The following is a 26,048-nucleotide window of genomic DNA, read 5'->3' as shown; positions in this document are numbered from 1 at the left end:
CGATTTGCAACTTAATTGTAATATTATTGTTACCGGTTCTTCAAAATCCCGTAAAACAGACGTAACTCCATACCTGTACTTTTGCCGCAAATTATTAACAGATAATAACAGGTATGAAACAAATTGTAAGAGCATTCTTATTCCTGCTCCTATTCGCAACGGCCAGTAACACGACAATGGCCGATGAAAAAGCAAATATCGTTAAACAAGGTACGATACGCGGCCGTATCATCGATGTAACAAAGCAAACTCTCCCGGGCGCTTCAATCTATATCGAGAAACTACACACCGGCGTGACGAGCGACGTCAACGGTTTCTACACATTCCCCAACCTCGACCCGGGAACTTATACGGTGAAAGTAAGCTACGTAGGTTACTCGCCCGTAGAGCTGAAAATCACGATTCCCGCCGGACGTACTTTAGAGAAAGACGTGGTACTGAACGAAGGGGTCGAACTTCAGGAAGTGGTTGTGGGCGGCGCATTTCAGGGACAGCGCCGTGCCATCAACGCCCAAAAGAGCAATCTGGGAATTACCAATGTAGTATCCGCCGACCAGGTAGGTAAATTCCCCGACTCCAACATCGGCGATGCCTTGAAACGTATCTCCGGTATCAACGTACAGTACGACCAGGGGGAAGCCCGTTTCGGGCAAGTTCGCGGAACAAGCGCCGACTTAAGTTCCGTAACTATCAACGGCAACCGCGTACCCTCTGCCGAAGGTGAAACCCGCAACGTACAGCTCGACCTGATTCCGGCAGACATGATTCAGACTATCGAGGTAAACAAGGTAGTCACCCCGGATATGGATGCCGACGCCATTGGCGGCTCTATCAATCTGGTTACCAAGAACTCGCCTTACAAGCGCACCATTGCAGCCACCGCAGGAACAGGCTACAACTGGATTAGCGAAAAGGCGCAACTGAATCTGGGATTTACCTACGGCGACCGTTTCTTCAACGACAAATTAGGATTGATGGTATCAGCCTCTTATCAGAATTCCCCTTCCGGTTCCTACGACACCGAATTTACATGGGAGCAGGATGAAGACGGAAAGCTGTATGTCAACGACTATCAGATACGCCAGTATTATGTAACCCGCGAACGCCAAAGCTACTCCGCTGCTTTGGACTGGGACATCGACACTAACCACAAACTTACTTTCAAGGGTATCTTCAACAACCGCAACGACTGGGAAAACCGTTACCGCACCAACCTGAAAGACCTTGAGCCGGATGGCAGTGCCACCGTACGCATACAAACCAAAGCCGGAACACCCGATAACCGCAATGCCCGTCTGGAACGCCAGCGCACGATGGACTTCGCCCTCGGCGGCGAACATCTCTTCGGACCTCTCGCCATGGACTGGCACGCAAGTTACGCCAAAGCCAGCGAAGAACGCCCCAACGAACGCTACATCGACTTCCAGCTCAAGAAACAGAAATTTAATATGGACTTGAGCAACGAACGTCAACCTTTTGCTTCTCCCAAAGACGGTTCTACAATGACCTTGAATGACGAATTCAGTCTGAAAGAACTGACCGAACAACAAGAAGACATCAAAGAACAAGACCTGAAATTCTCCGCCAACTTCAAACTTCCGTTCAAAAACGGCAATAAACTGAAATTCGGCGCAAAGGTGGTTCGTAAAACCAAAGACAAGGAGGTGGATTTCTATGAATACTCTCCGCTGGACGAAGACGCCTTTATGGAAAACAGCCTTAAAAATACTGTTGACCAATCCAACAAGCACTTCATGCCCAATAGCAAATACCAGACAGGAATCTATGCCGGCAAGGAATACACCGGGTCATTAGACCTGAACAACGCCTCATTGTTTGAAAAGGAACAAGTACAGGAAGAGCTGGCAGGTAACTTCGAAGCCCGCGAAACCGTCAGTTCCGGTTATATCCGCTTCGACCAGAAAATAACAGACCGCGTAGAGTTGATGTCCGGTCTGCGCATCGAAAACACCGACTTAGCCTATACCGGACGTACATACGACGCGGACGAGGATATCACCGGCAAAACCGAACGCCAACACAACAGTTACATCAACTTCTTACCCTCACTGCTCGTAAAATGGAACGTAAACGAAGACTTCAAAGTACGCGGTTCATTCACCCAGACATTGTCACGTCCCAAATATTCGGCTCTTGTACCGAGCGTAAACATCAAGCGCTCCGACAATGAAATCACTATCGGAAATCCCGAACTGAAACCGACCATGTCTTACAACTTCGACCTGAGCGCCGACTATTATTTCCGTAGCATCGGTCTGGTCAGTGCCGGTATTTTCTACAAGAAAATCGATGACTTCATCGTAGACCAAATCAGTACCAACTACGAATACCAAGGTAATGTATATACTCGCTTCACGCAACCCAAGAATGCGGGTAACGCCAACCTGCTCGGCGTAGAGCTCTCTTACCAACGCGATTTCGGCTTTATCACCCCTGCCTTGAAGTGTATCGGTTTCTACGGAACCTATACTTATACACACTCCCGTGTAGAGGATTTCAACTTCGAAGGCCGCGAGAATGAAGAAGGCCTCAGCATGCCGGGGTCACCGACACATACCGCCAATGCCTCGCTCTATTTCGAGAAAGCCGGACTAAATATCCGTTTAAGCTATAATTTCGCTTCCGACTTTATTGATGAAATGGGTGAAAGCGCCTTCTACGACCGTTACTACGACAAAGTGAATTATATGGATGCCAACGCGAGCTATACCTTCGGAAAGAAAATCAAGACAACATTCTACGCCGAAGCCAATAACCTGCTGAACCAGCCCCTCCGCTACTACCAAGGTACGAAAGACCGCACCATGCAAGCCGAATACTACGGTGTAAAGGTGAATGCCGGAGTAAAGATTAACTTCTGACCTTATACTATCATTCAATAATATCTAACACAAGAAACAACAATGAAGAAAATATTCCTTTTATTATTCGTTACCTTGCTGGGCAACCCGGCAATCGCTCAAATCACCGATTATTCCATATTCGACAAGAAGTTCAACTTCTACGTAGCCAACGACTTGGGACGTAACGGCTACTATGACCAAAAAACCATTGCCGAACTCATGGGAGTAATGGCGGAAAACGGTACAGACCCGGAATTTGTACTCGCTACGGGCGATGTACACCACTTTGAAGGCGTACGGTCCGTCAGCGACCCGTTATGGATGACTAATTACGAATTGATTTACAGCCATCCCGAACTGATGATAGACTGGTTCCCCCTGCTGGGCAACCATGAATATCGCGGCAATACACAGGCTGTACTGGATTATTCGAATATCAGCCGCCGCTGGACGATGCCCGCACGTTACTATACCAAAGTCTTTGAAGATAAAGGCATGACTATCCGGGTGGTATGGGTAGATACCGCTCCGATGATAGACAAATACCGCAATGAAAAAGAAACCTATCCCGACGCCTGCAAACAGGATTACAAACAACAGCTCGCATGGATCGATTCTGTTCTGACCACCGCTAAAGAAGACTGGGTAATCGTTGCCGGACATCACCCCATTTATGCCGAAACGCCGAAAGACGGAAGCGAACGCCGGGATATGCAATCACGGCTCGACCCGATACTCCGCAAACACAAAGTAGATATGTATATCTGCGGACACATCCATAACTTCCAGCACGTCCGCGTACCGGGCAGCGATATAGATTACATCACCAACTCCGCCGGTTCGCTCAGCCGTAAAGTCAGTCCCATTGAAGGTACTGTGTTTTGTAGTCCCGAACCCGGTTTTTCCATTGTGTCCGCCAATAAAAAGACATTGGAGTTGCGCATGATTGACAAGAAAGGCAATGTGCTGCACACCGTGACACGCAGCAAATAATTCTTTTTAAAAATAAGTTCCATTTATAAGAGGCAAAACATTTAATGCTTTCTTTTCAGGTACGGATTACACAGATTTTCACGGTTCCCTTTAATTTTATCCATGTTTTTCCGTGTAATCCCGTGCCTGAAAGAAATAAATAGTAAACGAGCCTTTGTTTTATAGCATATTAATTATTTCTTCTCCCGCAAGTCGTCCTTCGGAATCGTACTCTGGCTTCCATCACGTGTAGCCACATAATGCGGAGACATAATCTCGATACCCGCTTCATTAAATTTGTCCTGGATATTCTGATGCAAATCAGAATAAATATCCGCCAAACGGTCGGCCTCTTTGATATATGCATTCACCTGATACACCGGATACCAATCGCTAAGCGAGGTTTCCAGCACAAAAGGACGCGGATCGTCTATCACACCGGGCGTATTCAGTGCGGCCTCTATCAACAGTTGATGCGTCTGCCGCCAAGGGATATCATAACCGATACTTACCTCTGAATGAATAATTAAACCGTATTCACGGGCAGAAGCGCTGTAATTGACGGTATGCGAGGACATGATGAAAGAATTCGGAATAGTTACCACCTCGTTCTTCGGCGTTCGGATACGAGTGACAAGCGGAGTCTTTTCGATAACGTTACCCGTCGTTTCATTCAGCTGAATACGGTCGCCCAACTTGAAAGGACGCATATAAGTAATCACCAAACCGGCAATAATATTCCCGATAACAGTACTTGACCCAAGCGAAACTATCAATCCTACAAAAACCGAAATGCCCTGAAATACTCCGGACTTGGAACCGGGCAGGTAGGGATAAATCATCGCAATCATAAAAGCATAGAGCAGAAAACGGATGATGTGGAAAGTAGGTTCAGCCCAATCGGAATAAAAGCCGCGTATCTTCAACCGCTCGGATTTCACCTCATTGGCAAGGTAATGGACAAAACGCACCAAATACTTCACCGCATACCATATCACAAAGATAGTGAACAGATTGGGTATGTACTCCACAACCGAAGTAAAGATACTCTTTACCGGAATCCAAATATAAGAAAACAGCTGGTATGCCAGGCTCTTGGTCTGCGGAAAGATGGAAAACAACAACGGAACCGTCAATAGTAATTGAAGGAACATGATGATATAACGCAGCAGATTCGAGAGGAAAATAAGCAGGTTAACCTGTTTCTGCGTGTCCAGTAATTCGTAATCCTGAATGGAGAAAGGTTTTAATTTAGTATCTTTCAACCTCTGTATCCGCACTTTCAGTTTCTTAAACAGCCAGATGGTAAGTCTGAAAAGGAAATATTGCCCTACAAGCACCAAGACAAAATACAGGATACGCTTGCCCAACTGCCACAGACCGTGCTCATCTTTCATTTCTTTCAACTTATCGACAATAACTTTACGGTTGTGGGCAGCCAACCGGTCACGGGTACAGTTCTCCCACAATCCGTCCTGGTCGATAAAGGAAGCGATGACTTTATTGTCATACATAAGGTCGGTAACGATATCGCTGCTTTCCATATACAGTGAATCGGGACGCAGATTAAAGCGTTTGCTCAATTCTAATATGGCAGCGGCATCCATCTCGGCACGTTGCTGGGGAGTATGGCCGCCACGCTTGGCATAGAGATAGAACAGCGTATCTCCCTCTACCACCACCGGAACGCCGGGAGTCACCTTACGCAGGGAGTCGATGCGTTGTTTCTGCTGCAAGTGTTTTACGGAGTCGGCCGCATAGCTGGCAAGCCTCAGTTGCTCCATTTCCATACGCAGGTTGGCTTCATTCAGCCGGGCTGCTTCCAACTCCTGCTTGATTGCCGACAGTGATACCGCAGAATCCGAGTCTGCCTTTATCGTTGTAACCGGAGCCAAGCTGTCTCCTTCTATGGCGCGAAGCACTTTCTCTACCAATTGGGCAGAAACTCCGTCGGCTGTCAGTAACATCAGCATCAGCCACAAGGCGCGAATCCCTCTCATCTCAAAATATTTTATTGGTTGTTATAATATGGTTACTTTAAATAAAACGTCAAACATACAGAATGTTTTTCATATTTCATAAAAAATGAACCTGTTCATTCCATTCCGCTATCGGTTTAAACAAATTCTTCATTCCCGCAGAAGTAAAACGGATTCCCTCTTAAACTCTCTTAATCGGAATTTTACATTATCTTTGCCCGCAAAAATAGATTCCATGAACATTCTGTTACTCGTAGGAGGACTTCTCCTCATTCTATTAGGTGCCAACGGACTGACGGACGGAGCTGCGTCCGTAGCCCAACGTTTCCGTATACCCAACATCGTTATCGGACTGACAATCGTCGCTTTCGGAACGTCTGCCCCGGAACTGACGGTCAGCGTATCTTCCGCCTTGAAAGGAAGCGCGGATATAGCTATCGGCAATGTCGTAGGAAGCAACATTTTCAATACACTGATGATTGTAGGCTGTACCGCACTGTTCGCCCCGATTGCCGTGACCCGGAATACGCTGCAAAAAGAAATTCCTTTGTGCATCCTCTCTTCCATAGCTTTGCTGGTTTGTGCCAACGACGTATTTCTGAATGGAGACGAAGCCAACATCCTCAGCATTACCGACGGACTGCTGTTACTCTGTTTCTTCGCCATCTTTCTGAGTTACACTTTTGCCATTGCCTCGCGTACCCCCGAAGAAACGGCAGGTAATGACGGGAATATCAAGCAATTGCCGCTCTGGAAATCCACTCTCTACATTTTGGGTGGCCTCGGTGCGCTTATTGCCGGCGGCAGCTTCTTCGTAGACGGCGCAAGCGGCATTGCACGCAGTCTGGGAGTAAGCGAGTCCGTTATCGGACTGACGCTTGTGGCCGGCGGAACGTCACTGCCCGAGCTTGCCACATCCATTGTAGCAGCCTTGAAGAAGAACCCGGAAATAGCCATTGGCAACGTAGTGGGCAGCAACCTGTTCAACGTATTCTTCGTATTAGGTTGCAGCGCATCCATCACACCTTTACACCTGACGGGCATTACCAACTCGGACTTATGGGTACTGGTAGGGTCGGGCATTCTGCTTTGGCTCTTCGGACTGTTCTTTGCCAAACGCACCATTACCCGTATCGAGGGAAGCATTATGGTACTTTGCTACATTGCATATACGGCATTCCTCATTTATAGCCTGTAAGGCAGCGTAGTTTAAAGATTTTCATGTATCTTTGCCCACTCATAACAACATACAACTATGGCAATTACAATTAAAAAGGTCTCTACGAAAAAGGAGCTGAAACAGTTTATCCGCTTCAATTACAAACTATACAAAAACAATCCGTATTCAGTACCCGACCTCTACGATGATATGCTCAACACCTTCAACAAGAAGAAAAACGCCGCTTTCGAGTTTTGCGAAGCCGACTATTTTCTTGCTTATAAGGATGATAGAATCGTAGGACGCGTAGCAGCCATTGTCAACAATAAAGCCAATCAGACCTGGAATAAGAAAGAAGTACGTTTCGGCTGGATTGACTTTATCGACGACCCCGAAGTATCAGAAGCCCTTATACGTACCGTCGAGGAGTGGGGTAAAGAGCGGGGTATGACCCACATACAGGGTCCGTTAGGCTTTACCGATTTTGATGCGGAAGGTATGCTTATCGAAGGTTACGACCAGCTCAGCACAATGGCAACCACTTATAACTACCCCTACTACCCGCAACACATGGAACGCATGGGCTTCGAGAAAGACGCCGACTGGGTAGAATACAAGATTTATATTCCGGATGCCATACCCGACAAGCATAAACGCATTTCAGAACTCATCCAGCGCAAATATAACCTCAAAATCAAAAAGTATTCTTCCGCCAAGAAGATTGCCCGCGACTACGGACAGGCTATTTTTGAACTGATGAATGAAGCATACAGTCCGCTGTATGGCTATTCCGCCTTGTCACAACGCCAGATTGATCAATACGTAAAAATGTATCTGCCTATTCTGGACCTTCGTATGGTGACGCTGGTTACAGATGCCGAAGACAAACTGGTGGCGGTAGGCATCTCCATGCCTTCCCTGTCAGAAGCTTTGCAGAAGTCTCATGGACGTCTGCTGCCCTTCGGTTGGTATCACCTGCTGAAAGCCCTGTTTATGAAACGTCGCGCCAAAATGCTGGATTTGCTGCTGGTAGCCGTGAAGCCCGAGTATCAGAACAAGGGCGTAAACGCATTGCTATTCTCCGATTTAATCCCTGTCTATCAGAAATTGGGCTTCGTGTTTGCGGAAAGCAATCCGGAACTGGAACTGAACGGCAAGGTACAGGCACAATGGGAATACTTCAAGACCGAACAGCATAAGCGTAGAAGAGCGTTTGTCAAAGCTATAAAGTAAGGCGCAACATAGTAAGATAGAGGACAAAATAAGGGAAAGGGTGGATTTTTTATGTAAAATCCACCCTTCTGTTTTTCTTCTGAACGCATTTCATTATTTTTGCTTAAACTTTAAAATAATGACTATGAAGCGGCTTAGCTTTTTCTTCTTCTTTCTGTCAGTCGTGTTATCCGCTGTTTCCCAACCGGTATGCCAGATTAAATACTTCTCAGTCAGTAACGGCCTTGCACAAGGCAACGTGATGAGTATTCTGCAAGACCAAAAAGGGCTTATGTGGTTCAGTACCTGGAATGGGATAAACAAGTTTGACGGTTACACGTTCAAAAACTACAAAATATTCCAAGAAACGACCTACTCTTTCGAAAGTAACCGTATAGGCAACATTGTAGAAAGTAAATACGGCGATATCTGGTGTACTACGTATGACGGACAAGCATGCCTGTTCGATGTCAAAACCGAGAAATTCATAGACGTCCTCCAACCGCTTACCCGGTCTCTCAATCATTCGAACCATGTCATACGTATTCTCTCGCTGAAAAAGGGAATTGCCTGGATACTTTGTAAAGACGGATATACTTACCGTGCCGACGAGCAACAGTGCAAGGACGGAAAAGGCATCTCGCCTTATTCCATCTTCAATGGCAACCTGAAAGGCAATCAAGTCTATACGGTCTTTCAGGACTCCGAAGAAGACGAATGGGTACTGACCGACAAAGGCATCACTATCGTCGGGAAAAAGACATTGGACACAGACTTCCCGTTCCGTCACATCATCCAATGGAAAGAAAACATCTATCTTGCCGCCGAACACGGCAAACTGGCCGGCTATGATTTCAAAACCCGCCAACTGAAATTCATAGATGTCCCCTATCCGTACCGGAACATCGCCAATCTGACAATCATCGGAAAAGATACGCTGGCATTGGCAACAGATAACGGACTCATACTCTATACCCCCGGCAACAACAAGTTCCGTCAGATAAACATCCAAACTCCCACTCAACACTCCAACTACGTAGAATCCGTCTACCAAGACCGGCATGGAGATATCTGGGTATTCTCGAATACGCCGGGCATTATCCGCCTCAACATGGCCGCCAATGAAAAAGAGCATCTGGTTACTCCCCGGGACGAGTTGGTTAAACATGAACGCAAAAGCCGTAAAATAATCTTTGAAGACAACACAAACACCTTATGGATGTTACCCACCGAAGGAAATTTCTCCTATTATGACAGAAAAGAAAAGAAACTCAAGCCATTGGTAATAGATATAAATCATCCCAAATCCATCTTCAGCCCGTTAGTCCGAGTTCACACCATCGACAATCAGGGCAATGCCTGGATGGCCAGTGCGCGCGGCGTCTACAAATTAAGTTTCTCACCGCAAAGTTTCCATTTCAATCAAACCGATCATGAAGCCGAAACACGCGCTTTCCTGCGCGACAGCGGCGGGCGGCTCTGGAGCGCATCAAAATCAAACCATGTCCGCATATATGCTCCCGACGGGAACTTGGAAGGCTATCTTTCCAAACAAGGCGATATCATCAAGGAACAGGCGCATTTTTTTGAAGATATCTATGATTTCATGGAAGACCAGGAGCACAACATATGGATGGGAAGCAAAGGTTCCGGTCTCTATTTGCTAAAAAAACAAGATACCGGCAAATACTCCGTTCATCACTATCAGTACAACCCCGAAGAGCCTTACAGCATTAGTGGCAACGACGTTTACACCATTTTCCAGGACACCCGTAAACGTATCTGGGTAGGATGTTTCGGCGGCGGCCTGAACCTGATAAAACAAACCGGAAATGGAGAGATACAATTTATCAACTGCAATAACGAACTGAAAAATTACCCCACAACCTACGGAACAAAAATACGTAACATCGCAGGCGGCCCCGAAGGAGTTATTTTTGTAGGAACCACCAGCGGATTAATTACGTTTGCGAGCGACTTCAAGCGTCCCGAAGAAATCAAATTTTACAGGAACAATCACCGGACGGGTGATACTCACAGTCTGAACGCAAACGATATTATGCAGATTTACACAGACAGGCATAATACGACGTACGTAATGAGCTTTACTGGAGGAGTCAATAAAATCATATCCGGACCACTGCTTGGAGAGGATATCCAATTCAAAGGATATGACAAGAAGGACGGATTGGCTTCGGATTTAATGCTTTCCATGATAGAAGATAACTCCGGTCAGCTATGGTTCGTGTCCGAGATAGCATTGTCCAAGTTCAACCCTGATAAAGAAACGTTCGAGAACTATCAGCTAAATTCAACTTATCAAGACTTCAATTTCTCGGAAGCCTTACCCGTAATAAACGCCCGTCACCAAATTGTTTTAGGAACCGATAAAGGTTTCTTGGAAGTAATGCCCGACAAGATGAAAAAAAGCAGTTATGTACCGCCAATCATCTTTACCAACCTCAGGATACAGGGGCATCCGGTTGAGCAGTCGATTGACAATCTGGCCGAGCTGGAGTTAAAAGCATCGCAAAGAAACGTCACTTTTCAGTTTGCCGCCCTTGATTATGTCGCTCCCGAGCACATTCAATATGCTTATCGTCTGGAAGGATTGGAGAAAGAGTGGAATGAAGCCGGCAACAACCGTTCGGCAAGCTACATCAACCTACCGGCCGGAGAATACCGTCTCCAGGTCAAATCCACCAATAGCGACGGTGTATGGACGGACAACATATATTCCCTTCCCGTACGAGTACTCCCCACTTTCTGGGAAACTTACTGGGCATGGGTGTTCTATTCCATGCTATTCATCCTTTTCACGGCAACGATTGTTTATGTGCTATTCTACATATACCGCCTGCGTCACCGGGTAGATATGGAAAAACAGCTCACCGACATCAAACTGCGTTTCTTCACCGACATCTCTCATGAGCTGCGCACACCTTTAACCCTAATCAGCAGTCCCGTCGCAGAAGTACTGGAGAATGAACCGCTCTCGCCCACCGCGCGCGAATATCTTACCGTAGTGCATCAAAACACCGAGCACATGCTTCACCTGATGAACCAAATACTGGATTTCCGTAAGATACAAAACCAGAAAATGAAGCTGTTGGTAGAAAAGAAAGACTTGATTTCATTGTTACGGAAATCAATGGACAACTTCAAACTAATCGCCAAAGAGAAAAATATGGATTACCGGCTGGTGACACCTGTACAGTCCGTATACGGATGGGTAGATAAGGACAAATTTGAAAAAATATTCTTTAATCTGCTATCCAATGCATTCAAATATACGTCTCCCGGCAAAGCGATTACCATAAAGGTTATCCCGAAAGAAGAATCGGTCGATATAGAAGTGAAAGACGAGGGAATAGGCATCGTGCCCGACAAGCAGCGTGTGTTATTCCAACGTTTCGAGTCTTTGGTGAAACAGAACATTCTACAGCCCTCTTCCGGTATCGGCCTGTCATTGGCGAAGGAAATGGTGGAAATGCACCACGGAAGCATTCAGGTAAGCAGCCAGCCGGGCGTCGGCAGTACTTTTACCGTAACCTTACCCCTGCAACAGAAAGTGTTCGAAGAAGACATGCAAGCCGAGTTCATATTGGATGACGACAAACAGGAAACCGTTTCCGCAGCCAACGGCTTAGACGGAGAAAACGCATACATGGAAGAAACGGAGATGACTGATTCCGACTGTAATTCCATATTAGTGGTGGAGGATAACAATGAATTAAGGCATTTCCTCAAGAGCAGTCTGTCCGGCAGCTATAATGTGATAACCGCTTCCAATGGAAAGGAAGGATTGCAACGTGCCATCGACAATGTGCCGGACCTCATTATCAGCGACGTTATGATGCCGATAATGGATGGTCTGGAGATGATAGGGCAGATTAAGGCAAACAATAATATCTGCCACATTCCTATCATCGTGTTGTCCGCCAAGGCTTCTTTGGACGACCGTATCGCCGGATTGGAACACGGAATCGACGATTACATCACCAAACCTTTCAGTTCCACTTACCTGAAAATCCGTATCACCTCTCTTTTACGCCAGCGCAAAGAACTGCAAGAGATGTACATGGCCAAGCTAACCGCAGGCAAGGACGTAGCTTTGGCGGATGACATTCCGGAACCGTCACAGCCGCAAATAACCCCGCACGACAAACTGTTTATGGAAAAGGTTATGGAGTTCATGGAAGAACAGATGGACAATCCGGATCTGACCATCGAACAATTCGCAGAAAAACTCCTGTTGAGCCGAACTATCTTCTATCAGAAGCTAAAATCAATAGTAGGACTGTCGCCTGTGAATTTCATATGCCAGATACGCATCAAACGAGCGGTACAGTTATTCGACAGCGGTGAATATAATATTTCGCAGATTGCTTATATGACGGGATTCAATGACCCGAAATACTTCAGCCGTTGTTTCAAGAAGATTGTAGGGGTAACCCCTTCGGAATACAAAGAAAAGAAGCAGCCATAACCGTGATATCGGACAGGCATTACGAGTGAGATATGATTAAAAGCCTTTTAATGTGATATTATAAGCCTTTTAATATGCAATTAAAAGGCTTATAATAGTAAATCACTGCAGGGAAGAGAGTAGGAACAAGTGTCGGCAAACTATTCAGTGAACCATGTTGTGTCTACGTAACCACCTAAAACGGTAGAGCGGTCTTTAAAGTATTGATTGTACTCTTCAAGGGTAAGCGTATGTATTCTATCTGCTCCATTAACACCACTTTCCTGTACAGACTTCTTATTTTCGCCATCATAGTACGTACAGTTATACATTTTACAACCGTCTTTGATGCCGGTGTCTTCACCGAGTGATACAACGTTATTTCCATCATTATATCGAATATCATCATAACCTGCAATAGGAACCATCGACTTATCCTTAGAATTAATACCGCCGCTGAAAAACTCCTTATCAATCGTAGTATTGACAAATGTTATATTATCAACCATTCCGGTGCCATCAGACCCTTCCAACAAACGGCACTTTGTCACTCCCTCCGCAACGGTCAAACTACACTCTGAAAATACATAACCGATATTATTTGCCTTAACACGCGCATTGAAGCCACGCCCACCGGAGGTTATCATTTCGACTTCGCAGCTTTCAAACAGGCATGCGGAGTTTCCTCCCCATATAAAATCGGTATCACCCTCTACATAGCAATCATAAAACCAGTTATAACCGCCACCCGGCAATAATGTATCCTGCTGACTATAAAATCTGCAGCGTACAAATGCCGTGGCATTATCGCTCTTGTTACGAATGCACAACACTTCCGCCTGCGTCTTCGTTGGATACAGGCAACGCATACTGACATCCTCAAAACGAATTTTATCCGCTTTTCCGGCTATCAATACACCGGCTCTTCCGCCGCCCTGATTACGTCCGTCGACATAGGGAATATCCATTCCCGGTTTCAGAGCATCGGCAAGGCCGCTGTCGCAACCGTCTTTGATACCCGGATTCCAGTTGTTGTTATTGTCCGACTGTATCTCGGTCTTATCCGCTCCGGCTCCCTTAACGGTAAGGTTGCTCAAATTACGGATATTGACAATTTCTTCAAACTTTCCTTCATCAAGCATAATGGTCTTTTCACCTTCTACCGCATTTCTTGTAAAGAAATCCACGGCGCCTTGCAAAGTATAAAAGTCCGCATTCGCATCCGTATGACTTACACTGACCGTAGTTTTCACTTCCGGTTCCGGACGGGTAGTGAAAAACCATTTGGAAGTAGTGATACCTTTGAATCCGTCATGCTGTATCGCTTCCTTGTCTATAAGTACAAAATAGTCGGTACCGAAATCCAATTTACGACTGTGAGGTTTAATAATGACTTCCTTGCCATCCACTTTTACAGCATGGTAGTTCACAATCAGTTTACGATCGCTCGAACCGATAACGTCCATCCAGGTATTAAACTTAGTACCGCCATTTTCCGAAATAGGCTCCTGACGTTCATCCATGCGGATTTCATCTATCGGTTCCGCAGGGTTATCCGCCCGATAAATACGGATAGAACCGCTTGTGCCTAACCGAGGCGTTTCTCCTGTAAACGTAATTTTCAGTTCAGTATCGGCAAAAGCTCCCTTATCGCAGGGATAAAGTTTGTATTGGGAAGCTGTGGCTATTCCGGTGGTCGTCTCATTCTGCCACGGAGTGGAAGAACTGCCGCTCTGTTCCACATCCGCCGCACCATCTATTGTACCCGATTCGGTAAGAATTTTCAAAGAAAAGACATACTTATACCCTGCTTCCAGAGAAGTCAATCCGGCAGTATTATCTTTGAACATCCAGCTATAAGCTTTGCCGTCAATCGAAAATTCGGCCACACAGTTATCAGTCAGCTCGCCGGGAAAGACAATCGCTTCGATACTGTTTTCATCTGTATTCAGAAAAGCCTGAATAGGTGCGGTGGCCGTTTGCGCAGAAAGATTTCCACTCTTCAGGTTTAATGTCACATGTGTTTTCATACCCTGAAATATCGGTTCTCCATCCGCTTGCAGCGGTTTTTCCTCTTTATCGGTCAGCTTCAAAATAACCTTCGCCAAACAATGGGAAAAGTTAAGCGGCACCATCGAAGAAGACTCTTCGCGGGTACGAGCGTGTGTGCCGTCCGATACGGCATACATCAAATCATAAGGAGCGGTACCCTGTTGCTGATTATCCAACACCAACGGATAAAGATATTCATTGATGTTTTCTACATAAGGATAATATGCTTTGAAAGAAACTTCCTGCTCATCCGCAGGAAACATCAAAGGTTTATCGGCTTTAAAGGTGGCAAGTTGCTCCTCATTCTGGCAGGTGTACGGAACATTATTGGAGAATGTCATCAAATTCTCCGTCCCTGCAGCGTACATATAAGTACCTATACGGTCTCCCTTAGCCCAGCTTCCGCCATCGGTCGCGATACGGGTTTGGTATTCTCCGATATTAGCGGAGAACACCACGCCGTTACTGTCCGATGAAGCTACTCCGTTGTTGTCTTCATCAGAACATGCATAAAGGCAAAGAACACCTAAAAGGGTGTATATATAAGATGTAAATTTCATATCAATAACTGCTTGTTGATTTTAGTTATTTCTTCCAACGCGGGTCACCGATGGTAATACCATCAGCAGGGGTAAAGTTCTTACCACCGTCCCCCGCATCTTCATTAGGGAAAATTTCAGCTCTAGACTTTGTATCATCTATTGCTCCATTATTGGTAAAATCAGCAATCTTAATACCGGAACCTGTTGCTGCAATATTATTTTGGATGACAAATGTATAAGCGCTATTATTAGTTCCTTTTACTCCATAGGCAATATGAGCATCTCCTGCCAAAATCGATATATTATTCTCATAATTTGTCAAATAGCCATAGCCGCCTGCTGTCTGAACGAGATTTTTCTTTAAATCGACTAATGTACAGTTCGTAACTTTAATAGGTTCACATTGCTTTATATCTTTAGTATCATTAGACTTACTAGAGAAAAATGCTATTTGTGAGAGGTTATACAGTGTGGAATTATTTAATGTAACAGCAAGTACCACACCATAATCAAAAACACATTCGACATTGTAAATTCGGCTATCATCAATAGTAAAAGAAGACAATCTTGAGAAATCAGTACTATTGGTCTCCGCCAAGTCTTTTCCACGTCCATAAACTGCTTTCACGCCATGAATATAACAGCCTTTTACTGTTAACTCTGCATCTTCTTTCAGCTCAGCTGCACAGATTGCCGTATTCGCATCAGTACCTTCAATTTCCAAATCTTGGAATGTAAGTTTATTCAACGTTCTTTCCGGCACACTCAGCCCTTTCATCGTAACCTTTGCCTGTCCCTCTTTTCCAATCAATAACAAATCCGTAATGTCTGCAGGTACGGTAATCATATCTGCCTTATAAGTATTTCCAGTAACAAACTTCAAGGCAATAGGACCTTGTTTTCCATTAAGGCAACCGGCCAATGCTTCCGCATCATCAGCAGGTGCTTCTACGACCATATATCCGGGTATTTCCGGTGTCACAGCTTCAGCATTACCGTTCACATCACCACCCGGTTTATACGGAGAGTTACCGCCTTCTATCTGGTCTACACTGCCCAATACGGATTCGCTTAAACCGATTTTGATAGTGTATATATAACCTGCCTTCAATTCAGAAATAGTACCGGAATTGAAAGTATACTCATACGTATTATCCTCTGCTGCATCAGTAGTAATAATCATACTGAGAGCTGTAGCCGGATTAGTAGGTAAAACCAATGCACTATATTTATTGTCGGCAGTCTTGCAGGGGGTGATATAACCTTTTGCTTCATTAGAAAACTCACCGGTAGCGATATTGAAATCGGCACTTATAGATATTCCCTGAATAGATACGCTCTGTACAGTCTCACCGCTATTAGAAGTAATCTCAATGGCAAGTTTTGCCAACTGATGCTTGAACGTCATAGACAAACTCTTGGCACCCTCACTACTTACATTATCATTCACAGCCCACATTAAATCGTGAGTAGCATAGCCTTCTGCCTGGTTTCCCAATGCAACTTTATAAATACCGCCGGTAATATCTCCATTTTGCGGATAATAAGCTGTAAACTTGGCATTCTCACCCGCAATCTGGATACCGGTCTCTGAAGTAAAATCCACAGGGCTTTCTCCGCCCTGTGTATAAAACAAGACGTTATCGGCACCATTCAGAATATCAGTACTCCCGGTACCCGCACCATACATATATACACCTATTTTATCAGTATTTTCCCATGTATTAGTCACATCATTGAAACGTGTATACGCTTTCCCGGCTGTCTGCAAAGACATCACTCGGTTATCCGCACTCCGGGAAAGATTCTCAATCTCGTTATTGCAGGCCGTAATCATTGTTCCGGCCGCCATTAAAGTAAATAGTTTAAAAAGTTTCATAGTACTATCCGTTATTTTTATATTAATAAATATTCCGTGTTGTTCATCCGGTACAACCATTACTCGACTACCGTGCCGCCCTCGCGACACTTATCCATAATGTCTTGTACCAAACTGTTCAGATACATTTCCAGATTGGTATATTCACCATTTTCATCAACAGTCTTTAAATTGCCATCGGCAGCATAATCCTTGTTCAATCCGTATTGCGTTTCCCAATAATCGGGAATACCGTCACCGTCGGTATCGGCCAAATCGTTATCCGCCACCTGCACCAATACAGGATAGCCATTTTCATCCACTCCTTCTACAATACCTACCAGCTCACTCGGATGGTTAATATAACCCAACTTATGGTTACTCCCTTGAATATTGCACGTTGCCTTACGCTCAGCTACTTCATCCATGATGAATTTGTCATAAGTGTCCCGATAGTTGCAAGCACCTACATACTTCAATACCTGCTCGTAGGCTGCCTCAGCCGTATGAGTAGTAACTCCTTTAACATCTACTACCTGACTGCCGTTATTGATGACCGATTTACCCTCGGACTCCCAAGTATAATCATTACCGTCATTGTCTTCCTGTTGTGCATAAACACCGTCTGTCCAGTTATCAGCAGTCACATCCGCATTGCCGAACATATAATTGCCGTCAATATAGAAGCGTCCCCATATTCCTTTAAAAGGCTCGAATCCCTCACCGTTATCATAATTCTGACCGTAAATGCCAATACGTGCGATACGATAACATCTTCTGTCTCTTAACAAGTCGGTGGTAGGTCCCGGCTTATAATAATTGTTCACCAGATTGGCATGCTGTGTTTCACCACCGTAACATCCTTCGCCACCCCAGTTGTAGAAAACATTGTTACGTATATCAACCTGTTCGCCCAATTCCAAAGTAGAGGGACGAGGGCCAAGACGCGGTGTACGGCTGTCACAGTGTGCTATCAGATTATGATGATAAGTAGCATTGTGCCCACCCCAGTTACCAGCAAAGCCATGCGCTTTACCATCCTTTGCCTGTGTGAAGTAAAGAGCCTGCGAAGCAATGCACCACTGTACGGTAGAGTTCTCCATGCCGTAAACCGAAAGAGTCTCATCCGAACTCCAGCTTACAGAACAGTGGTCTACGATGATATTCTTTTTATCCATACCGCCAAGACCGTCCACATCATCCGCCGGGTTACCCGGACGGAAACGCATGAAGCGTATAATAACATTATTAGCGGCAATGGTAAAGGCTTGATCCGCTATACAGATTCCACCCGGTGAGGTCTGTCCGGCAATGGTTATGTTATCAGCTTCTATCTTCAACGCTTTTTTCAAGTGGATAGTACCCGCTACATCGAACACGATAGTACGCGCACCGCTTTGGCGGACCGCCCAGCGGAATGTACCCTGGTCACCGTCACCGCCGTCTTCCAATGACGTTACATGGTAAACTTTACCACCACGTCCGCCTGTAACGTCACGTCCATGTCCTTCAGCTCCGGGAAAAGCACGTAACTCACCGTAATTCAACTGGGTAATGGTACCTTCCGGAATTTCTTCCGGAAGGAGAGGCTTATAATCATTATCCAATTTGGGCTCAATGGAAGTACATGACGCAAACAATGCACTTCCCGCCAAAAGGCTGCAACTCAACAAATATTTTATTTTCATAATTCTATCTTTATTATTTGATTCTGATTTTAATTATTCCAACGCGGGTCACCGAATTTCTTATAATCTTTCGGAGCTACGGTAAAGTCTCCAGCCGCTGCATTCGGGAATAGCTCCGCACTGGTTTTATCAATGTTCATAACTGTGGAAGAAGCAGGCCACCCGTTTTTACCGTAAGTAAAATCACTGGCGGAATAAACATTCTCGGCTGTTACTGCATTGCCATCCCTAAATCCCGAATCTGCGGCAATCTTACCACCAAACAATGTATTGGTAACCTTCAACGCAGAACCTAATTTCTCATCATTTGTAAACGCCTTACCATCACTATTCGGAGCTTCATAAAAAGTACATCCTTCAATATTAAATGTACGGGGAACTATTTTTGAGCGAATAACGTTACCTGCCATATTAAAAATAGTAGAATTCTTAATATTGATATTCGTCAATGTACCACTCTTATCCTCCGTCAGATTAAGCAAGCTTCCATCCTTTGTAAAATTGCCGACTATACAATTACTAATTGTCAGTATACCTAAGCTAGGCTTACCTTCTCCATGTTTCACTCTAAACAAGACTTGTCCGTCTAAAATATCACAGGCTTCTATCTTCATTTCCGTGAATGTGTTGGAATCATCCTGAATATTAAATATACGACCATTGGCGTTCTCGACAGTAGTAGTAATCTCCAAATTAAAGAACTCTATCGTATGGAAACTTCCCTTGATTCCCAATGCACTGGCCAACCTCAACACAGCTTTACTATCATCACTTTCCTCACCCCAAACAATTACATTTATATCGGAAGTACTCGGTATCTTTATGTCATCCACCTCGTTGCCATTATTCTTCATTTTTTTCAATGTAAAATCAGCATTGGAAGCCAGCTTAAATACCGTATTCCGAGTGATGCTCTTTGTTACTTCAGTGATAAAGTCATCCTCTGAACCTATCTCAATCACCGTGTACCCGGCAGGAATAGCGCGTTTTGTTGTAAATGTCTTATATCCCATCACAGCCGTACCATTCAGCAAAGCAAATGTATAAGTAGTATAATCATTGAGACTATTCAGCATAAGGCCGCTGTTACCATCAAAGGAAACCGGATTGGCAGTAGAATATTCCGTACCTTCCACCAGAGTATATGCATTGGCTCTGACATTGCCAACATAATTCCAGTCAAGAGTAGCGCTGTTTGTTTGGACATTACCGATTGTAATCGGCAACATCTCGCCTTCATCGGTCATTACTTCAATGCTTCCGCGCATTGTCTCTCCATTATAGATTTCAACCGTATAGCGTGTTCCTTGGGTAAGGCCGGAAATAATACACGAACCAAACGCTATATCAGCTTCCGAAAGTTCAATAGTTTCATCATAAGAAGCGTCTTCCGTATAAATGCGGATACGGTCAACTTTGCAAGGTTGCCAAGAGATACGGATGGATTTTTCTTCAATGTCACCGTTATCGGTGGAAGGAGTCACCAATACTTGTTCTTCTTTACAAGTCTTAAAAGTCCCATCTTCCAGATAAACCCAATCGGACTCTTTATCTCCGTTCACCGACTTGATACGTGCATAATATTCCGTATTCGGGCTCAATTCCTTTAGCGTATAAGCAGTCTTCGTTATCTGCTCATCCCCATTACCGAAAACAATACTCCCCTCAGAGGTTCCCGGCTCCACTTCGTCCGTCAAAAGAGCAGTACTGATTTCTATAATATAATTTTTCGTTTCCGGAGTACCTTGCCAAGAAACTTCAGCCTGCGCAATATCTTCCGCGGGAGTAACCGTGAAACTGGACGTCTTCGTACCGAAAAGACGAGCATAAGCCGAATCCGCCTCCCAATCATTACCGTCGGTACAAGAACTCGTACTAAGAACGGCCGAGAGCAGCAATGCTCCCAAACCGATAATATATCTAAAATCTCTCATAATGTTTCTCATTGTTATAGGTTCTGCAAATTAGTTGGCGTAGCCATAAGAGTTATACAAATTTCCATTCGATGTAGAAATGGTAGTAGAAGCGATGGGCAATAAATAGCGGTTCTTCACCTCCTTGTTCAAACCGGATGAAATGCTCGGCAGGTTAATCGTCAACTGTTCCTGTCCCTTACTGTCATTCAATTCCTTACCCCAGAAATCCTTACTCTCGAAGCCACTTGTACTCGACGGTTTTTCATACCAATTGATACTATTCATGTCTATCTCCTGGTCGGCATATACAGCAGTGGTTTTGTACTTGTAATATACCTTTGAAGGATAGCCCCCCGCCTGGTCGGCAAGATTTACACATTCCTTATAAGCCTCTTTGAACTCATCGATTTTGTTACTGAGTTCGTTCCAACGAATCAAGTCGAATTTACGTACACCTTCACCGGCAAGCTCCCATGCATTCTCGTCCATAATGGCACCCATGAAACCTTTATCGGCAATAACCTTCTCAATGAAAGCTTCTCCAACAGCCTTGTCCGCATCGGCATAAGCCCGTTTATGAACAGCTAGCAGGGCATCTTTAGCAGTCATCACACATACATTTCCATCCGCATCCACTCCTTGAGCCGATTCCGTCTTGTAATTTTCATAAACCGCTTCTGCATACATAAGCAAAACATGCGGATAACGCATCTTCACCACATTGATACCCGAACAAATCTTGGCGGACGCATCTCCCGCACGTACGGCTTCCAGCCATGACGTATTACCCGCCATCATGCGGTAATCCCACTTGCCGCAGTAGATAGAGAACGGCTTGTTACCGGAAAGGGTTTCACGAAACGCCTTCGTATCTTTATCTGTAGAAAACTCCGACAGTGCGCAGGTAATATTACGCCGCGTATCTTTTCCACTGTGGTCAAACGACCAGAAATAAGGAGCCGTCAATTTCAGCTTGCCGGAAGAATTACCTTTCAGCCCGAAGTAGCTGCTTGCTCCGCTTACACGGAAACCTACCGTATATCCCAACTCACCGCTTTTATTCAGCATCATCGGGATTTCAAACAAGTTTTCCGGTTGTACGGTCTGCAACTCACACACATTCATTTGTCGCCAATACTCCTCTACCGAAGTGGTCAGGGAGTGCTTCATGGAGTTGATGACAGCAGCCAGATGTTGCTCCGCCAACTTGTACATTTTGGCACGCGTCTCGTCGTCACAACGTTGGGTCGGATAGACAGGATCGCTGTTCTCTCCTTCAATATACCCCTCTTTCGCTTTCTCCCGGATAGCAAAGCCGGCACGCGTCAGCGCGATATTGGCCAATAATCCGTGAGCGTATCCGCGTGTAACGTGTTCCGTAGTATATCCGTCCTCACCTGCCCACGGAAGGTCCGGGATAATCTCTTCCAAATCTGTAATCAACGAGTCCATAATCTCATCACGGTCTGTCTTGCCAAGATAAGCATTGCTCAAATCCGATTGAGAACGCTCCATCTTAAAAGGAATATCACCGAACAAACGTATCAAATCGAGATAAACCATTGCACGCAATGTTTTCGCCTCAGCACGATAGCACAACATTGTTTTCTTAAGAGCCCGCGCTTCACTCGTATCTTCCGAGGGATTCAGCAAAGGACTTGCCTCTACGCCTTCAATCACCAAATTGGTATTCTCTATCAGCTTATACATGGCATCCCACACATTTGCCAGTCGCGACCAGCCGGGACTGCAATTATAGTTCATACATCCACGCTCATTCGACGTATTGCTTGCATCCACCCCTAAACCGTCCACCAATTCGCAGTCCGTATTCAGTCCGCAAACAATAGGGAGAAAGCTCGAATAGGTCTGGTCCTGTGTCAAATCGCCATACACCTTATTCAAAGCGAGATTAGTATAATACGTATTATTAAACACCGTTTCATCATTCATCTCTGACGGTGAACTTTGGTCAAGGAAATCGGAGCAAGAAGTAAAATAAATGACTCCCGCCGACAATATCAAGGTTTTATAGATTGCTTTCATATACATTTATATATTTAGAGTTAGAACGTAATATTGATACCACCGACAAACGAACGGCTTTTCGGATAAGCCGCATAATCGACACCCGGTGTCAACGCATTGCGCTTACTGCTGGTATCGACCTCAGGGTCTGCACCGGTATAGTTGGTCCAGCAGAACAAGTTATATCCGGTCAGATATATACGCACATTCTGCAGGAACGCTTTCTTCACCCAAGTTTTGGGGAGTGTATAACCCACGGTAATATTGTTGATACGTAAGAAAGAAGCATCTTCCACAGCATAATCTATCAACTGCATGGTCGTAACCGCAGCCGGGTGGAAGATTGAAGCGTTACGATTGAGTTGGTTCAAACGCAGTCCGGCCTCAGTCATAGAACCGTACGTTTCGAGTACAGCGCTACTGCTGCTGGCAAGATTCAAACCTGTTTCCGGGTCAATCCACGTGTAACGGTTACCCAATGCAAAGTCGTTATTCAAATTGTAACCTGTCCTTGAGCCGGAACGGAACGAAGAAGCCAACTTTGTACCATTGATAATTACATTTCCCAACGAGTAGTTGAAGAACAGATTGAAATCGAAATTACCGACATTACCGTTAAAGCCAAAACCACCTGTCAAAGGAGCCACAGTATTACCTAACCGTTGTTTGATGGGGTTACCGTTTTCATCGCACTGGAGTTTCAATCCTCCTGGAGAGTAAGCACCACCGGTAATGGTCTGACTATTATCTTTCAGTCCGTCACGCAATGTCCATTCACCGTCACCCCAAATCAGATCACCATTGGGATTGGAAACTGGGTCGTACACCGTATAATATCCGTTAGTTTTGAATCCCCATACTTCACCTAAACGGCCACCTTCTTCTACACGGAAATCCTCATACTTGGAAATCGTACTTCCCGCCCAATTGCTACTCTGCCATGGAGTATCCGTAGTCAGTTTATCAATCTTATTGCGGTTATATGCCAGATTGAACGTAAAGTTCAAACCGTATTTCTTCGTATCCAGCAGAACGGCGCTCATCGAAAATTCCACACCCTTATTGGAAGTCTGCCCGAAGTTGCGGTACTGATAGTTGTATCCGGTAGTAGACGGAATTTCCGTTTTCATCAACAAATCTTTGGTAGTGTTCCAATAAAGGTCGATAGAACCGGAAATACGATTATTCCAAAAGCCATAGTCGATACCAAGGTTACGGGTTACGGTAGTTTCCCACTTCAAATCAGGATTATATAAATTCGTACCATGTTCCAGCATGGAAGACATGGCATCGCCGAAAGCCGGATAGCGGGCGTCGTTACCCGAAAGGGAATAAGTAGTATTAAGCAATCCGGAATTAATGCGGTTGTTACCTGCCGTACCAAAACTCAAACGGAGTTTTAACGAAGAGAGCCAGTCTTTAGCGCTTTCCATGAACGTCTCATCCGAGATACGCCATGCCAATGCAGCCGATGGAAACAATCCCCATTGATTACCTTTACCAAACTTACTGGAACCATCGCCACGCAGTGTAAAGGTCAGTAAATAACGGTCCATCAAAGTATAGTTGGCACGACCGAAGAAAGAGAGCATGTTTTCCTTTGCGCCGAGGGTGGACTGCGTAGGAAGTGCAGTGCCCGTACCCATATTTGCTTTAATTTCCGAGATATTCATCGTATTCGGAAAAGCAACCGATACATTCTCAACGGACTTCTTGAAACTGCTGCTCACTTCATGACCGATGAGGACATTCAGGCGATCACGTCCATCGAACAAATCCTTGTTTTCATAAGTCAGCGTATTGGCATTACGCCAGCTATTGGTCTTCTCACGCAACAGATAAGCCTGCGGTTTACCGTTATTTCCGTATTTTGAGTTAGAAACGGCATCCACTCCCCAGTATTGCTCCGTATCATCATATTTCCAGCCATAGCCGAACTCCGAACGGAACGTCCAACCCTTAAACGGTTTCCAATTGATACCAACATTATAATTCTGATTAAAAGTACTGCGCTCTTTCTCTGTGGCCAGTAAACGCTCCAACGGAGTCTTCTGAGTTGCCGTAGAGTTCTCCTCGTCATCCGTACTGGCTTGCAAAGGGTCTATCGGACGGAAAATAACCGAATTGGCTACCGTAGAATTAGCCGCATTCGATTCGTTCGTATCTGCACCGCCGCCCAAGCCTTCTACTGCGGTATGGCTCAAACGGGCATTAAAATCCAAAGAAAGCCATTTATTCAGCTCCGATTTAATTTTAGCATTAATGTTGTCCTTCTTAAAACCGGAATTCAACATGATACTCTTCTCCTCGTTATGCGCATAGCTGACACTGTATTGCAACTCCTTACTACCACCGCTTACATTAATATTATATTGCTGTTGGTTACCGGTACGTCCAAACATCTCATCCTGATAATCGAACCCGTCCACCGAACGCCAAATGTCCATATCGCTGTAATTGCCATGTTTGCCCATATCTATCTCATTCTGATAAGCCACATAATTATAAGGGTCAAGTACTTTGGTAAGGCGGGTTACCTGCTTCACGCCGAACGAAGCTCCAAAATCCACCTGCACTTTTCCCTCTTTACCACTTTTGGTCGTAATGATGATAACTCCGTTGGCGCCACGTGCACCATAAATAGCGGTAGAAGAGGCATCTTTCAACACATCGATGCTCTGAATCTCGGAAGGGGCGATATCGCTGATGCTCGACACAGGAAATCCATCCACAATGTACAAAGGTGAATTATCCTGCGACAACGAACCGCCGCCACGAACACGTATTTTCATTTCCGCATCGGGCGAGCCCTCCGTAGTAGTGATATTCACACCTGCCAACTTTCCGGTCAAGGCCTCTACAGCGCTCGATACCGGAACTGCCGCAATATCCTCCGCTTTGACGGAAGCTACGGAACCGGTAAGGTCACGCTTGTTGACAGTACCGTAACCGATAACCACAACCTCGTCCAGCAATTCGGTATCATCTTTCAGGGTCACATTAACGGAAGGCTGTCCGGTATATTTAACCTCTTCCGTTTTATAACCGATAAAAGTAAAGACAATAACATCTGACTTCTTCACATTAGACAATGTAAAATCACCGTCAATACCCGTGATAGTGCCGTTTGTAGTACCTTTCACAATGACATTGGCTCCAATCACCGGCTCACCTGAAGTATCCTTAACGATACCGGACACCTGTTTCCCTTGAGCTAAAGCAAACAAGCAGACAAAACTTAATAGAACAACCAAGCAAGTCCTCTGGAATTTTTGATTCATAAATGTTTTTATTTTTAGTATTAGTATAT

General features: G+C 45.0%; 12 protein-coding genes. 5 read left to right on the top strand and 7 right to left on the bottom strand.

The window, feature by feature from the left end; all coding sequences use genetic code 11:
- The first annotated feature begins 113 nt into the window (after positions 1-113).
- The gene (locus BUB52_RS10545; RefSeq protein ID WP_009122111.1) at positions 114-2,882 is read left to right on the top strand and encodes a TonB-dependent receptor; all 2,769 of its coding nucleotides are present in this window, start codon (positions 114-116) and stop codon (positions 2,880-2,882) included.
- A gap of 42 nt (positions 2,883-2,924) precedes the next feature.
- Positions 2,925-3,857, top strand: a complete 933-nt coding sequence (locus BUB52_RS10540; RefSeq protein ID WP_009122110.1) for a metallophosphoesterase — start codon at positions 2,925-2,927, stop codon at positions 3,855-3,857.
- 173 nt (positions 3,858-4,030) lie between these two features.
- Here BUB52_RS10540 and BUB52_RS10535 read toward each other — a convergent pair whose 3' ends face one another.
- Complete coding sequence (locus BUB52_RS10535) at positions 4,031-5,836, bottom strand: mechanosensitive ion channel family protein (protein WP_009122109.1); 1,806 nt, start codon at positions 5,834-5,836, stop codon at positions 4,031-4,033.
- Positions 5,837-6,050: 214 nt separating this feature from the next.
- On the opposite strand from BUB52_RS10535, the gene BUB52_RS10530 reads away from it, so the two are divergent.
- The 3 genes from BUB52_RS10530 (at position 6,051) to BUB52_RS10520 (ending at position 12,675) form a co-directional block, all read left to right on the top strand.
- Positions 6,051-7,013: a calcium/sodium antiporter gene (locus BUB52_RS10530; protein WP_009122108.1), complete on the top strand. Its 963-nt coding sequence runs from the start codon at positions 6,051-6,053 to the stop codon at positions 7,011-7,013.
- A gap of 57 nt (positions 7,014-7,070) precedes the next feature.
- Complete coding sequence (locus BUB52_RS10525) at positions 7,071-8,207, top strand: hypothetical protein (protein ID WP_009122107.1); 1,137 nt, start codon at positions 7,071-7,073, stop codon at positions 8,205-8,207.
- Positions 8,208-8,331: 124 nt separating this feature from the next.
- The gene (locus tag BUB52_RS10520) at positions 8,332-12,675 is read left to right on the top strand and encodes a hybrid sensor histidine kinase/response regulator transcription factor (protein ID WP_039950781.1); all 4,344 of its coding nucleotides are present in this window, start codon (positions 8,332-8,334) and stop codon (positions 12,673-12,675) included.
- Between the two features lie 140 nt (positions 12,676-12,815).
- On the opposite strand, the gene BUB52_RS10515 is transcribed toward BUB52_RS10520, so the two are convergent.
- From BUB52_RS10515 to BUB52_RS10490, 6 genes are read right to left on the bottom strand one after another with little or no spacing between them, the layout of a single operon-like run.
- A complete protein-coding gene (locus BUB52_RS10515) occupies positions 12,816-15,266 on the bottom strand; it encodes a pectinesterase family protein (protein WP_009122105.1) in 2,451 nt (816 codons plus the stop codon).
- 25 nt (positions 15,267-15,291) lie between these two features.
- Complete coding sequence (locus tag BUB52_RS10510) at positions 15,292-17,127, bottom strand: fimbrillin family protein (protein ID WP_167317658.1); 1,836 nt, start codon at positions 17,125-17,127, stop codon at positions 15,292-15,294.
- Between the two features lie 59 nt (positions 17,128-17,186).
- Complete coding sequence (locus tag BUB52_RS10505; protein ID WP_009122103.1) at positions 17,187-18,794, bottom strand: pectate lyase family protein; 1,608 nt, start codon at positions 18,792-18,794, stop codon at positions 17,187-17,189.
- A gap of 29 nt (positions 18,795-18,823) precedes the next feature.
- The gene (locus BUB52_RS10500; RefSeq protein WP_039950778.1) at positions 18,824-20,728 is read right to left on the bottom strand and encodes a fibronectin type III domain-containing protein; all 1,905 of its coding nucleotides are present in this window, start codon (positions 20,726-20,728) and stop codon (positions 18,824-18,826) included.
- A gap of 30 nt (positions 20,729-20,758) precedes the next feature.
- Positions 20,759-22,756, bottom strand: coding sequence for a RagB/SusD family nutrient uptake outer membrane protein (locus BUB52_RS10495; RefSeq protein WP_039950856.1), 1,998 nt, complete (start codon positions 22,754-22,756; stop codon positions 20,759-20,761).
- Positions 22,757-22,776: 20 nt separating this feature from the next.
- Complete coding sequence (locus BUB52_RS10490; protein ID WP_009122100.1) at positions 22,777-26,019, bottom strand: SusC/RagA family TonB-linked outer membrane protein; 3,243 nt, start codon at positions 26,017-26,019, stop codon at positions 22,777-22,779.
- Between the last annotated feature and the right edge of the window lie 29 nt (positions 26,020-26,048).

It is taken from the genome of Bacteroides clarus YIT 12056 (assembly GCF_900129655.1).
GTDB lineage: Bacteria > Bacteroidota > Bacteroidia > Bacteroidales > Bacteroidaceae > Bacteroides > Bacteroides clarus.
The sequence above is the reverse complement of the archived record's forward strand: the minus strand, read 5'-3'. Positions and strand labels throughout refer to the sequence as shown.

Coding starts and splice junctions, on each gene's coding strand:
- BUB52_RS10545 (WP_009122111.1), top strand. CDS start 114: ATGAAACAAATTGTAAGAGCATTCTTATTCCTGCTCCTATTCGCAACG.
- BUB52_RS10540 (WP_009122110.1), top strand. CDS start 2,925: ATGAAGAAAATATTCCTTTTATTATTCGTTACCTTGCTGGGCAACCCG.
- BUB52_RS10535 (WP_009122109.1), bottom strand. CDS start 5,836: ATGAGAGGGATTCGCGCCTTGTGGCTGATGCTGATGTTACTGACAGCC.
- BUB52_RS10530 (WP_009122108.1), top strand. CDS start 6,051: ATGAACATTCTGTTACTCGTAGGAGGACTTCTCCTCATTCTATTAGGT.
- BUB52_RS10525 (WP_009122107.1), top strand. CDS start 7,071: ATGGCAATTACAATTAAAAAGGTCTCTACGAAAAAGGAGCTGAAACAG.
- BUB52_RS10520 (WP_039950781.1), top strand. CDS start 8,332: ATGAAGCGGCTTAGCTTTTTCTTCTTCTTTCTGTCAGTCGTGTTATCC.
- BUB52_RS10515 (WP_009122105.1), bottom strand. CDS start 15,266: ATGAAATTTACATCTTATATATACACCCTTTTAGGTGTTCTTTGCCTT.
- BUB52_RS10510 (WP_167317658.1), bottom strand. CDS start 17,127: ATGAAACTTTTTAAACTATTTACTTTAATGGCGGCCGGAACAATGATT.
- BUB52_RS10505 (WP_009122103.1), bottom strand. CDS start 18,794: ATGAAAATAAAATATTTGTTGAGTTGCAGCCTTTTGGCGGGAAGTGCA.
- BUB52_RS10500 (WP_039950778.1), bottom strand. CDS start 20,728: ATGAGAGATTTTAGATATATTATCGGTTTGGGAGCATTGCTGCTCTCG.
- BUB52_RS10495 (WP_039950856.1), bottom strand. CDS start 22,756: ATGAAAGCAATCTATAAAACCTTGATATTGTCGGCGGGAGTCATTTAT.
- BUB52_RS10490 (WP_009122100.1), bottom strand. CDS start 26,019: ATGAATCAAAAATTCCAGAGGACTTGCTTGGTTGTTCTATTAAGTTTT.